Origin of the sequence: Pseudomonas sp. 11/12A (assembly GCF_000800055.1) — a bacterium.
GTDB lineage: Bacteria > Pseudomonadota > Gammaproteobacteria > Pseudomonadales > Pseudomonadaceae > Aquipseudomonas > Aquipseudomonas mohnii.
Genome location: NZ_JUGV01000001.1, coordinates 2,176,938 through 2,190,314 on the forward strand (window position 1 = coordinate 2,176,938; position 13,377 = coordinate 2,190,314).

At 59.9% G+C, this 13,377-nt stretch carries 10 protein-coding genes; 7 read left to right on the plus strand and 3 right to left on the minus strand.

The genetic code is table 11. From position 1 onward, the window contains the following. Positions 1–64 precede the first annotated feature (64 nt). From GQ39_RS10020 to GQ39_RS10050, 7 genes are all read left to right on the plus strand, one after another. Positions 65–904: an AraC family transcriptional regulator gene (locus tag GQ39_RS10020; RefSeq protein WP_047529383.1), complete on the plus strand. Its 840-nt coding sequence runs from the start codon at positions 65–67 to the stop codon at positions 902–904. Between the two features lie 52 nt (positions 905–956). After that, positions 957–1,565, plus strand: coding sequence for a LysE family translocator (locus GQ39_RS10025; RefSeq protein WP_047529385.1), 609 nt, complete (start codon positions 957–959; stop codon positions 1,563–1,565). Between the two features lie 132 nt (positions 1,566–1,697). Continuing rightward, entirely contained in the window at positions 1,698–2,723 is a 1,026-nt protein-coding gene (locus GQ39_RS10030) for a LacI family DNA-binding transcriptional regulator (protein WP_047529387.1), read from the plus strand. Between the two features lie 167 nt (positions 2,724–2,890). Then, the gene (locus tag GQ39_RS10035; protein ID WP_047529389.1) at positions 2,891–3,673 is read left to right on the plus strand and encodes a sugar phosphate isomerase/epimerase family protein; all 783 of its coding nucleotides are present in this window, start codon (positions 2,891–2,893) and stop codon (positions 3,671–3,673) included. Beyond that, positions 3,666–4,652 (plus strand): sugar kinase, encoded by a 987-nt coding sequence (locus GQ39_RS10040; RefSeq protein WP_047529391.1) that lies wholly within the window; start codon positions 3,666–3,668, stop codon positions 4,650–4,652. The genes GQ39_RS10035 and GQ39_RS10040 overlap by 8 nt, the downstream gene beginning before the upstream one ends. A 121-nt stretch (positions 4,653–4,773) precedes the next feature. Beyond that, entirely contained in the window at positions 4,774–6,072 is a 1,299-nt protein-coding gene (locus tag GQ39_RS10045; protein WP_047529393.1) for an MFS transporter, read from the plus strand. 21 nt (positions 6,073–6,093) lie between these two features. Then, entirely contained in the window at positions 6,094–7,071 is a 978-nt protein-coding gene (locus tag GQ39_RS10050) for a 2-hydroxyacid dehydrogenase (RefSeq protein WP_047529395.1), read from the plus strand. Between the two features lie 78 nt (positions 7,072–7,149). Here the strand turns inward: GQ39_RS10050 and GQ39_RS10055 are convergent, their stop codons facing one another. The 3 genes from GQ39_RS10055 to GQ39_RS10065 form a co-directional block, all read right to left on the minus strand. Next, entirely contained in the window at positions 7,150–8,337 is a 1,188-nt protein-coding gene (locus GQ39_RS10055) for a pyridoxal phosphate-dependent aminotransferase (protein ID WP_047529397.1), read from the minus strand. 402 nt (positions 8,338–8,739) lie between these two features. Further along, on the minus strand, positions 8,740–11,103 hold the full coding sequence (locus tag GQ39_RS10060) for an RHS repeat protein (protein WP_052193534.1): 2,364 nt from the start codon (positions 11,101–11,103) through the stop codon (positions 8,740–8,742). Positions 11,104–11,411: 308 nt separating this feature from the next. Beyond that, the gene (locus GQ39_RS10065; RefSeq protein ID WP_047529399.1) at positions 11,412–13,376 is read right to left on the minus strand and encodes a hypothetical protein; all 1,965 of its coding nucleotides are present in this window, start codon (positions 13,374–13,376) and stop codon (positions 11,412–11,414) included. Position 13,377: the final 1 nt, after the last annotated feature.

Genomic DNA, 13,377 nt, shown 5'->3' on the forward strand with positions numbered 1-13,377 from the left:
ATTCTATCCATCACCCTCGATACGAGCGTTAAATGAGCCAGAAAACCCGTCCCACAGGTGAAGCATGACGTCTCATAACTGGATCGATCTGTCCCAGGATGCCGACACCGGCATCGAGACCCTGCGCGCGCATTTCGAAGGCCACGCCTACGATCCGCACTGGCATGACAGTTATCTGGTGGGCGTCACCGAGCAAGGAGTTCAGCAGTTCAATTGTCGGCGCGCCAGGCATCAAAGCACGCCGGGGAAGGTGTTTTTGCTCGAACCGGGAGACATTCACGACGGCGAAGCCCCAACGGCTGAAGGCTTTACCTACCGCATGCTGTACCTCGACCCGCAGTGGTTGCAGCGTGAACTGGCTGCCGTATTCGAGAAAGCGCCCGACCACGGCCAATTGGGCTTCACCAATACCCTGGCAACCGACGCGCGCCTGGCGCAGGCCACCAGCCTGGCGTTCGAAACCTTGCACCGCGGCGAACTGAAAATCGTCCGGCAAACCGCCCTTGACGGTTTGCTCGAACGCTTGACCCGCCATCTGCACTGGCGCACCCGCTATGGCGAAGATCCGCGCCTGCCCTTGGTTGCGCAAAAGGCGCGAGAGTACCTGCACGCCAACGCTCAATACGACATCGGCCTCGATCAACTGGCCACCGCCACTGGCGTCGACCGTTTCCGTCTGACCCGCGCTTTCAAGGCCGCGTATGGCATCGCGCCCCATGCCTATCTTGTGCAGTTGCGCCTGGCCAACGCCCGGAGAATGCTCGCCCAGGGCGAACAACCGGCAGCGGTCGCCATGGCGCTGGGCTTCGCCGATCAGAGTCATCTCGGTCGCTGGTTCGTCCGCGCCTACGGCCTGACACCGGCCCTTTACCGTAAACGCTGCTCAAATCTTCCAGACAGGTAACGCCGCGATTGTGAAGATCAACTTCACTGATCTTCACCGGAGTTTGCCCGCGATGTTCGCCTCTTTTCCGACGTTACTGCCCTTCTTGCTGTTTGCCTTTGTCGCCTCGATCACGCCCGGCCCGACCAATATTCTGGTGCTGAGCAACAGTGCGCGGTTCGGCGTGGCGGCGGCCATTCCGATCATCCTGGGCGCCTGCGTAAGCGCTGCGAGCCTTGTGCTGTTGGTGGGTACCGGGGCCGGGGCTGCGTTGACTGCCTGGCCGGTCGTGCAAACCGTCATGCAATGGATCGGTGTGGCGTGGCTGAGCTATCTGGCGTGGCAGATTTTCCGCGCGCCGGCCGGCGCGATCAGCGCTCAGGCCAAAGAACCCCGTCTCGGAATGTGGGGCGCCGCCGGCCTGCAATGGATCAACCCGAAGACCTGGATGATGGCGCTGGCGGTGGTCAGTGTGTTTGCCGGGGTTGGCGAAAATCGGCTGGTCCATGTGTTCTGCCTGTCCCTGGCGTTCTTTGTGATTTCGGTGCCGTGCCTGAGTGCCTGGGCGCTGCTCGGTGCGGCCTCCTCGCACTGGTTGAGTTCGGCGACGGCAGTGCAACGCTTCAACCGAGGTATGGCGCTATTACTGCTGGGTTCGGCATGGTTGAGCGTGCTGGCGTGAACACCACTCGTCGTGGGTTGTAGGACAATTCGCTATTCGGGGCTTGACGGCGAATTGGCTTTTGGTGTCTTCTGAAACCGGTTTCAGCGTCATGCGCTCAGCCTAATAAATCCAATAAGAAGGTTCCAGACCGTGAACGATTTCTCCGCCGCCCAGCGCAGCCGCGTGACCATGCTCGACGTGGCCGAACACGCCAAGGTCTCCAAGGCCAGCGTTTCGCGGTTCATTGGCGACGACCGCGCCTTGCTTTCCGATGCCATTGCCCAGCGCATCGAACAGGCGATTGCCGAACTGGGTTATCGCCCGAACCAGATGGCCCGTGGTCTCAAACGCGGGCGTACCCGCCTGATCGGCATGCTGGTGGCCGATATCCGCAACCCTTATTCAATCGCCGTGATGCACGGGGTGGAAACCGCCTGCCGTCAGCATGGCTACAGCCTGGTGGTGTGCAACACCGACCGCGACGACGAGCAGGAACGCCAGCACCTGGCCCTGCTGCGCTCGTACAACATCGAGGGCCTGATCGTGAACACCCTCGGCCATCACCGGGACGAGTTGCTGGAATTGCACCGTGAAATGCCCCTGGTGCTGGTGGACCGCAAGGTCGAGCATTTGGAAAGCGACATGGTCGGCCTGGACAATCCCGCAGCGGTCGAGATGGCCCTCGCCCACCTTGAAGAACGTGGCTACCGCGATGTGTTGCTGGTGACCGAACCTTTTGACGGCACCAGTTCTCGCGTCGAACGGGTCGCCAGCTTCAAGGCGCACATCGCGCAACGCCCAGCCCTTCGCGGCACGCTGGTCGAAACCGGCAGCGATCTGACCGCTCAACTCAACGCCTTTCTCGACAGCCCCGGACCTGGCCCCAAAGCGCTGTTCTGCGCCAACGGCATCGCGGCGCTGGCCAGCACCCATGCCCTGCGTGAATTGCAGTGCAAATTGTTTGAAGACGTGGGGCTGATCGCCCTTGATGACCTGGATTGGTATCCGCTGGTGGGCAGCGGCATCACCGCCCTCGCCCAACCGACCACCGAAATTGGCGCGAGCGCGTTCGAGTGTTTGCTCAAGCGTTTGCGCGGGGATGACGGGCCGGTGCGGACGCTGGATTTTGCGGCGCGATTGATTGTCAGGGGGTCGACCCTTGGGAATTTGCGGTGAATGTTCTGGCCCCATCGCGGGCAAGCCCGCTCCCACAGGAGTCTCTGGGATACACACCATTTGTGGACGACACAAAACGCTGTGGGAGCGGGCTTGCCCGCGATGGGGCCCTAAAGATCACTATTTTTTTGAACAAAAATGAAACCGGTTTCAGAGGTAGAAAAACAATGAACAAACCCGCCGTTTCCATCAGTCTGTCGAGCTACGGTGCCGATCTGGTCCGTCAGCGCGGTCAGGGCAGCTTCATCGAAGTCCTGGCCGCCGCCGGCGCCACGCACATTGAATGGCGCGAAGAATTGCTGACCGTCGAAGACCCTGCCCAACTGGCCGAGGCGACCCTGACCCAAGGTCTGCAAAGCGTGTATTCCTCGCCCATGGAGCTGTGGCTGGCCGGGCAGTCCAAACCCAATCCGCAACTGATCAGCGCCCTGGGGCGCACCCAGGCGTTTGGCGCCAGTTGGCTGAAAGTGTCGCTCGGCTATTTCACCGATAATTGCGACCTGCAAGCCCTGGCCCGCGCGCTCGGCGAAAGCTCCGTGCAGTTACTGGTCGAAAACGACCAAACCTTGCACGGTGGTCGTATCGAACCGTTCCAGCGCTTTTTCGCGGAAGTCGAGCAACACCACCTGCCGATCAAAATGACCTTCGATATCGGCAACTGGCACTGGCAGGACCAGTCGGCCGCCTGCGCCGCACGCCTGCTCGGACGTCACGTCGGGTATGTGCACTGCAAGGCGGTGGCGCGTCGTGCCGACGGCAAACAGGTGGCGATCCCGCCCACTGCCCGTGACTTGCAACAATGGGAACACCTGCTGCGGCACATGGCCCAAGGGGTTATGCGGGCGGTGGAATATCCACTGCAAGGTGAAGACCTGATGCAACTGACCCACGAACACGTCACCGCCCTCGCCCGACTCGGCCAATCGCAGCTGGAGAACGCTCATGTCTGAGTTCGATATTCTGTCGTTCGGCGAGACCATGGCGATGTTTGTCGCCGAACAGGCCGGCGATCTGGCCAGCGTCAGCGCTTTCCACAAACGCATTGCCGGCGCCGACAGCAACGTCGCCATCGGCTTGTCCCGATTGGGCTTCAAGGTGGCCTGGCTGAGCCGGGTCGGCGCCGATTCACTGGGCCGATTTGTGATCGATACGCTGGAGAAAGAAGGCCTGGATTGCCGCCACGTCGACATCGACCCCGCGCACCCTACCGGGTTTCAACTCAAGTCGCGCACCGACGATGGCAGCGACCCGATGGTCGAATACTTCCGCCGTGGCTCGGCGGCCAGTCACTTGTCGGCGCATTCGATCGTGCCCGAATTGCTCACTGCCCGGCACCTGCACGCCACCGGCATCCCCCCGGCGCTGTCGGAAACGGCGCGGCAGATGTCATTCGAATTGATGAGCCGCATGCGCGATGCCGGCCGTAGCGTGTCGTTCGACCCGAACCTGCGTCCGGGCCTGTGGGCCAGCGAGCAACTGATGATCAGCGAGATCAACCGCCTCGCCGCCCTTGCCCATTGGGTACTGCCGGGCCTGAGCGAAGGTCGCCTGCTGACCGGTTTCGAGGACCCGGCCGACATTGCCGCGTTCTACCTCGACCAGGGCGCCGAAGCGGTCGCAATCAAACTGGGGCCGCATGGCGCCTATTACCGCACGCACCTGGATGCTGGTTTTGTCGCCGGCGTACCGGTGCAAACGGTGGTCGACACGGTCGGTGCCGGTGATGGCTTTGCCGTGGGCATGATCAGCGCGCTGCTGGAAAACTACAGCTTTGCCGAGGCGGTGCAGCGTGCCAACTGGGTTGGCAGCCGGGCGGTGCAGAGCCGCGGGGACATGGAAGGGTTGCCGACCCGGGCAGAAATGTCCGTCGAATTCGAGGCCGCCTTCGCGGGCAAGCCCGTTCCCACAGGGGACTTGTGTCGAACATAAATAAAAAGGAACACCACCGATCCTGTGGGAGCGGGCTTGCCCGCGATGAGGCCCGCCCAGTCACTGAAAATTTGAAACCGTTACCTGCTGCGACAAAAACAACAAGCTCAGGAGCATCACCATGAAAACCGCAACGCTCGCCACCCGCCGCTGGTGGTACATCATGCCCATCGTGTTCATCACCTACAGCCTGGCGTACCTCGATCGCGCCAACTACGGGTTCGCCGCCGCCTCGGGCATGGCCGCGGACCTGATGATCACCCCGGGCCTGTCGTCGATGCTCGGCGCGCTGTTCTTCCTCGGTTACTTTTTCTTCCAGGTACCGGGTGCGATTTATGCGCAGAAACACAGCGTGAAAAAACTGATTTTCGTCAGCCTGATCCTCTGGGGCGGCCTGGCGACCTTGACCGGGATTGTCTCCAACGCTTATTGGCTGGTGGTCATCCGCTTCATGCTCGGCGTGGTTGAAGCCGCGGTGATGCCGGCGATGCTGATCTACCTGTGCCACTGGTTCACCCGTGCCGAACGCTCGCGGGCCAATACCTTCCTGATCCTCGGCAACCCGGTGACCATGCTGTGGATGTCGGTGGTGTCGGGCTATCTGGTGCAGCATTTCAGCTGGCGCTGGATGTTTATCATCGAAGGTTTGCCGGCGGTGCTCTGGGCCTTTATCTGGTGGCGTCTGGCCGATGATCGCCCCTCCGAGGCCACGTGGCTCAACGACCAGGAAAAACTCGATCTGGAAAGCGCCCTGGCGGCCGAACAGGTCGGCATCAAAGCCGTAAAAAACTACGCCGAAGCGTTCCGCTCCAGCAAAGTGATCATCCTGGCCCTGCAGTTTTTCTGCTGGAGCATCGGCGTGTACGGCTTCGTGCTGTGGCTGCCGTCGATCCTCAAGGCCGGCGCACAAATGGACATGATCGAAGCCGGCTGGCTCTCGGCCCTGCCCTACCTGGCGGCGGTGATCGGCATGCTGCTGGTGTCCTGGGGTTCGGACAAGCTGCAAAAACGCAAACGCTTCGTCTGGCCGCCGCTGCTGATTGCGTCCATCGCCTTCTACGGTTCCTACGCCCTGGGCGCCGAACATTTCTGGTGGTCCTACACGCTGCTAGTGATTGCCGGCGCCTGCATGTACGCGCCTTACGGCCCCTTCTTCGCAATCATCCCGGAAATCCTTCCGTCCAACGTCGCCGGCGGCGCCATGGCATTGATCAACAGCATGGGCGCGCTGGGTTCGTTTGGCGGTTCCTATCTGGTCGGCTACCTGAACAGCTCCACTGGCTCGCCTGGTGCGTCGTACCTGCTGATGAGCGGCGCGCTGATGCTCTCGGTGGTGCTGACGATTTTCCTCAAGCCCGGCGCCAGCGACCGGGAACGTCCCACAGTCGCGCTGACCCGTCGCACCGCCGCTCACCCATGAATTGATGTCGAGAGAATCCGGATGAAAAAGCAGGTCGTTCTATACAAGAAACTGTCACCGTCGCTGATGGCTCGCTTGCACGAGCAGACTGAAGTGACCCTGATCGAAAGCCTCGATGCCGAGGGGCTGGCCAAGCTGCGCGACGCCCTGCCCCGTGCCCAGGGTTTGCTCGGTGCCAGCCTGAAACTCGATGCCGGACTGCTCGACCTGGCGCCGAATCTCGAAGCCATCGCCAGTGTCTCGGTGGGTGTCGACAACTACGACATCGACTACCTGACCGAACGGCGCATCCTGCTCAGCAATACGCCGGATGTGTTGACCGAAACCACCGCCGACACGGGTTTCGCCCTGATTCTGGCCACCGCGCGGCGCGTAGTGGAACTGGCGAACATGGTTCGCGACGGCCAGTGGATCCGCAACATCGGCCCTGCGCATTTCGGCAGCGACGTGCACGGCAAGACCCTGGGCATCATCGGCATGGGACGCATCGGCGAAGCCCTGGCCCAGCGCGGGCATTTCGGCTTCGGCATGCCGGTGATCTACCACAGTCACTCGCCGAAACCGGCGGTCGAACAGCGCTTCAACGCCCGGTACTGCAGCCTCGACGAATTGCTGCAGCAGGCCGATTTTGTCTGCCTGACGCTGCCGCTGACCGCGGAAACCGAAGGGCTGATCGGTGCGCGGCAGTTCGCGCTGATGGGTCCGCAGACCATCTTTATCAATATTTCCCGAGGCAAAGTCGTGGATGAAGCGGCGCTGATCCGGGCCCTGAGCGAACGGCAGATTCGCGCCGCGGGGCTGGACGTGTTCGAGCGCGAGCCGCTGAGTCATGACTCGCCGTTACTGCAACTGGACAATGTGGTGGCCACACCGCACATGGGTTCAGCGACTCATGAAACCCGGGAAGCGATGGCCCGGTGTGCGGTGGACAACCTGTTGGCCGCGCTGGCGGGTCAGCGGCCGGTTAATCTGGTGAATGGAGCGGCCTGGAAAGGCTGAAAATCAAAGATCGCAGCCGTCGGCAGCTCATTGAGTGAACGCAATTCAATGCAGGCGCTTCCAAAGGCTGCGATCCTTTCAGGCCCGCCGCGCCTCCAGCAGGTCCATCGCGCACAGCGCAATGCGTCGGCACGCATCCGCCAGTTTTAGCTGGTCCACCACCAAGCCAAGGCGAATATGCCCCGCAGCACTCGGCCCGAACGCTTCGCCCGCCAGCACCGATACGCCATAACCTTCCAGCAACCGCTCGGCGAAGCGATGGGCCGACAACCCGGTCTGGCGCACATCGACCATCACGAACATCCCGCCATCGGGCCTGATCGCGCGAATGCCCGGACAATGGTTCAGGCTCGCGCACACCAGGTCACGACGCTGGCGATATTCCTCACGCATCAACGCCACCTCCGGCAGATCTTCATCAAGCGCCAATTGCGCAGCCTTCTGCACGAACTCCGGAATGCCAAAGAGCATGCACAACGACAGATTCTCAAGATGGTCGTTCAAGGGCTTGGGCCCGACCACCCACCCCACCCGCCAACCGCTCATGGCATGGGATTTGGACAGGCTATTGATGGTCGCGGTGCGCTCGGCCATACCCGGCAGACTTGCCGGGCTGATGTGTTTGCCCTCGTAAAGCAATTCGCTGTAGACCTCATCGCTGATCAGCCATAAATCATGCCGGATGCACAACGAAGCCAGCTCCTGCCAGACCATCAGGGGCAGGCTGGCGCCGGAAGGATTGTTCGGGCTGTTGAGCAAAATGGCGCGGGTCCTTGCCGTGATCAGTGCCGCCACATCCGCCGGATCGACCCGAAAGCCATTCTCCGGCCGCACGGCCACCGGTACCACTTTGGCGCCACAGGCCCCCATGACCCCTTCATAGGTGACGTACATCGGCTCGGCGACAATCACTTCATCCCCTGGATCGAGCAGGCATTGCACCACTGAATACACCGCGCTCTGGGCACCGGGCAGTACCACCACATGCTCGGCGTCCACTATTTGGCCGCTGGTAAGCCGATGACGGCGGGCAATGCTGTCGCGCAAGCCTCGACGGCCACGGACTTCCGAGTAGTGGGTATCACCCGCCAGCAGGCTATCGATGGCCGCCTGCACCACGGGTTTGGGTGTGTCGAAATCCGGATCGCCGACGGATAACAGCAGTACATCGACACCCTGCTCTCGCAATTGCAGCGCTCGGTAATGGATCTGCCAGGCTGCCGCTCCGTCACCGGCGATTCGATGGGTCAAGGATGAATAGCGCATGTGGTTCTCCTGTCGCGCGGGCTCCAAGCCACAACCCTATCTCAAATCATGCAGTGCGCCAGCAGCGCATTCAATTCGACGACCGGCATCGCGCCACGTATTGCGAATCGGCGAGACCACCGATGCAGTCCGGTGCTGTTTTTTGCCGCCCTCCGGTGCCTCGCCAGATCAAAAAAAGCCTTTCTATTCAAGAACGTAGCGCTCGGTCTGTAGGAGGCGAGAACTCAAAGACACCGACTACAAACGCGGAGTGCTTTCACTGACAGCCTTTCCCCGGCGCCTGATTAAAGTGCACCACCTGTAATTTGTGACAGGTTCCAAGAGGACAGAATCGCGATATAAGAACCCCGTACCTCAGCCCTTGTACAGGTGTCTGTAGGACGGCCGCGCGAACCACGCCATTTAGAAGTAGGAAGATTCTGCCGCGCCCACGCCGTCATTGATGATGAATGGGAGACTCAACCTTCCGCGCAAGTCATAGCCGTACGTTTCATCACGCAGCACGACAGTCCCTTCTTTCAGCGTCCGCAGGGCCAGGCCATCGACATCGTTGTACTTCTGCGTCATTTGCTGCTTCACACCGTCGAGATCGAATTCGCGCAGAGTTTCCCGATCGAACTCGTCGTACTCCAATCTGATGCCAACGCTTTGCCCACTGCCGGTGTCGCTGGTTGTGATGGTTTCCGGTCGCCCCAGTAAATCGTAGGTAAACGTCGAAGATGTAGTACCCAGTTGGGTGTGTACCAGTCGTCCGTCGGCATTGTAGCGATAGGTTTGTTCCTGACGCAGCACATCGGTGTAACCCAGCAAACGCCCGAGCCGGCTATAGCGATAGTCCATGGTGTATTCGCCCTGAGCGACGGTGCGTTTTTCGCGCTTGGGTTCACCGGTGCTGTAGTACTCACGCGTCAGTGCGATGTCCTGCTCCTGGCAAAACACCAGGCGCGCGTTTTTCGTGTCGTATTCATACGTGGCCTCGTCAACCTCGCCCTTGAGGCCGATGCTCGGTAATCGGCGCAACACAGGTTCACTGCCCAGCTGCGGCACATAGGCATACTCTATGACCTCCCCACTCGCCATGGTGACCGAACTCGGCTGGGTTTGCCCCGGCTCGTAGTCGAAGACCTGTTCGCGACCGCCAGTGACGGCCTTGATCCTGCGGTCAAGGCCGTCGAACGCCTGGGTGCCCAGCTGGATATTGTTGACACTGATGCTCGTTGGCAAATCGTTGCGGCTATGCGTGGCAAAACTGCGCCGCACGATCGCTTCGTCGGGCAAGGTGTTGGTGATCAGCCGATCAAATGCGTCATAGCTGTACTGCGTGACGCGCTGGACCTTGTCGAATCCAACGATCTCCTTCTGAGTCCGCCCTAGTCCGTCATAAAAATACTGATGCAGGCTGACACGTTGCTGGGCCAGATTGAAACGTTCGGTGCGCGTCGGTTTCTCGAACAGGTTGAACCAGGTTTCGGTCACGCCGCTCACTGGCGGATTCTCACCCGTGCCCTGACGCCAGCTACGCTGAATCGGGCCTTGGGACACCTCTGTACCGATGGGATCGGTTTCCTCGAAGGTTTTCACACCGTCCGCCCCGGTTACACAGCGCTGCTGGCCCCAGTCGTCAAACTCATATTCAGTGGTCAGGGCCAGTGCCGTCGCGCCCATCCAGTCGAACTCGGTTTCTTTCACCAGGTTGCCGAATGAGTCGTAGCCGCCGGCATAGATCTGGCGTGGCGGGCTATTGGGCGCCGGGTTATCGGCGTCATCGCGCTCTTCGTAAATGACCCGGTTGAGCCCGTCGAAGCGGGCGGTGGTTTTTACATTCTTGACATCGAACATCCGTTGCTCGGCCTGCTCGCCTGCTTTGGCGCAAAGGAAATACTCATAGCGACGGGTGGCTTCGTACGCCGTGCCTGGCGCCGCCGTTTCGCTGATCACCCGCTGCAGTGCGTCGTAGGCATAACGGATCACCACGAGATTGTCGTCACGGTTGAGCAGCGGCTGGCCATTGAGTATCGAATGCTGGAGGGTGATGCTTTTCTGAACATTGCGCCCGGTGGGCTGATGGTCGAAGCCGGTCAAGGTTTCTACGACCTGCAGCACACTTTCCTTGAGATCGGGGCTGTCGAGCTTGCTGTAGGCGTAGTCGGTGATGGTTGCCTTTTGGTTCATCGTCACCGTCTGCCGTTTGACGCGACCGTGGAGGAATGGGTTGGCGGGCTCGTTGACATGTTCAAGCACCGTGCGTTCCAGCTCGGTGGCCGTGTTGCCGGCCATCTGCGCCAGCACCTCGGTCTCGACCGTGAGCCAGTTGGCCAACAGGCTGCCAGCCAGCGCGGGCAAGGATTTGTAGGTGTAACTGGTGCGCAAGGTCGGCGCTTGTCCGTTGGGCGACGCTGCCGGGGTCACGGTGGTGTCTTTCAGATGGCGGACAAAACCTTCCGGGTCTGTCGCGGCGGGATACCAGGTGCTGGTTTCGACCACACCATTGGCTTGGGTCTGCACCAGCAAATTGCCGAAATTATCATAGGTGCTGGTGACAGTTTCGCTGCGCCGACGGTTCGGGTTGTCCGACAGTGACCAGATGGTGCGAGTCTCCTTGGGCAATTGGCAGTAATTGGGCTGTTGCTCGAAGGAAACACCGGTTGTGAGGTAATACGTGGTCTCGACACTCTGGACATTGTTGTTTTGGGTTGTCACTTCGCGGGTCAACAAGTGGAACTGGTTGAACATGCGTTCGATGATTCGTACCACCTTATTGTCCACCCAAAGGGCTTCGGTGCACTGGTACTCATAGTCGCCAATATGCTGGTAGAGGTTATCGAGGCCATCATCGGCCCAGGACAGTCGGAGGCCGAAACCCAGGAAGTTTTTTTCCTGGGGGTAGGTGTACCGCTTATCGACTACGGGCTGACTGAAACCCGGGGTCGTGATGGAAAGCTGCGCAGGCTATAGAGACTTAATCCGGCGGTATGTAGGACTTATCCGAAGGAAGCGGCGGCGCAATGAAGCTGACTATCAAAAGAACCGGGTGCCCGCGGGGCATCCGGTTCGTCTGACTGCGCCTGGTTTACTCAGGGCTTGTCTGGAATGTTGCAACTGCCCTCACCCTGCACCAGCCCCACCCGCGTGCTGGAGGGTTGCGATGCAGCCGGTTTCCCCGTGATGGTGTAGCTCACTACGCCTATGCCAAACGGAATATCTTCAACGAAGATCGGCAAAATGTGATCGGCGTAAGGTTCAACAAGCCAGATGATTCCCTTTTCAGCCTGGTCTTTGGTGATATTCGGGAAGGTAGTTACTTTCCTGGCTGTGGGTAAATGCACCGGCGCATTGTTATTCTGATAAGCCTCCCAGGTCACCTCGACTTCGTCGCCCTCCTTCAGATGAGCGCTCGGTGGGATCCTGTACTCGAAGCCGTAATCGGTGCCGCCTGCATTCCAGCGCAAGGAATAGCAGTGGAAGCTTCGTCCACCGTCATACGTGTGCAATGGTTCGGCTGCCGGCAATGTCAAGACCAGGAACTCGATCTCGACCGCTGTACGCGGGTCCGGTTCTTGGGGGTTTGCATGGTCCGGGCCGGTCACCACATACCACACCGGCATGGCATCGCTGGGACCTTCGCCGCGGATCACGTCCCAGTCGAGCAGGATCCTTATGGTCTTCCCCGGTGTGTCGGTGGCGCTGACTTCATAAGCGACACCGATGGGGGTACCGTTCCACATGACCTGGTACGAGTCGCCCTCGACCAACGGTGCGACCAGCTCGATGACAGCAAAGACATCTTGGTTCTCATCCGATTCGATCAATACGTTATCTTCGCCGGATGCCCCCACGATCGTTACGGCTCCCAGGTTGGGGTTGCCAGGGTCCGGGTCAGGATTGACCGGTCCAGGAGTGGACAGGTTGCATTTGATGGTTTCGACCGCTGAACCATAGGGCTCGATACCGCGCAACACCGTGTAACTCACGGGCGTATCGACAGCGCCTGTCGCGCCGTCGTATGCCCGCAGGATCATTTCCCACGGCACGAAAATATCGAACCCCGAGGATGGGTTAGGGCCCACAGGCGTTCCGGGGGTCAGCTCCAGGTCTTTCCATTTGATGACGATGGTGTCGCTGGACTTTCCGTTGGTTACCTGATTGACATGGACCAACACCCCGCCATTGATAATGTCCTCGCGAAGTAACTCACCACCGGTAGCGTCGGCAACCGTTGGTTTGGGCAGTGGCGCCGGTGGTAACGGTCCGAGCGCGACGGACATGAGCTCATACAAAGACAGCGCGCTGATATTGCCCGCCTTATCGATCAGAACGTAGCCACCGCAACAAAGACCATCCCCTGCTGCAATGAACCTGTCTTTAGGAATTTGTACCTTGCCACCGCCAAGGATTGGTAGCGGCCCTATCAGTTCGATATCGTTTGGGTCTGCGGGCAACTCGCCTTTCAACCAACCGTGGGCGACCTCTGTGCCTACCGCATCACCACTCCAATTGGGAATCGTGGCTTCGAGAAAGTTGGCCGCCCCAAACGTCGCATCGGTGATGGGAGGCGTGATGGCAAATATCATTTTGCCTGGAGGTATTGCGCCATTCGGCGGGATCTTGTCGATAAAAATAGGAACGGGGTCGGAGACATCAGTAACCCCTTGGTGGCTGATATGCATATATCTGAGCTTGAAGGCACCTTCGTTTTCCTGGGCCAGAAAGAATGTACGAGGAATAACGAAGTCCAGATCCTTCCAGGAATCTCCGCCCGTGTAGGTTTGCACTTGCAAGTCAGTCCACTCGTTACTGGTGAATCGCGCAACCTGGAGGGTAAACCTATCAACATCCAAAGGGTCAGTAGGCAGCGTGCCGCCCCATGTGGTAATCGTGGTTTTCTGATCCATGTTCAGGTTTGCCCGGAGTATTAGCCCGCTTGCATCCCCGGGTATCACGAAATGACTGACATCCGGCGGCTGGACGAATAGCGGCGCCGCCCCGCCGGAGCTGTATTCGCCTGCAAGCTGTTGGTCTTTTTTATCTGAAAATGCCATT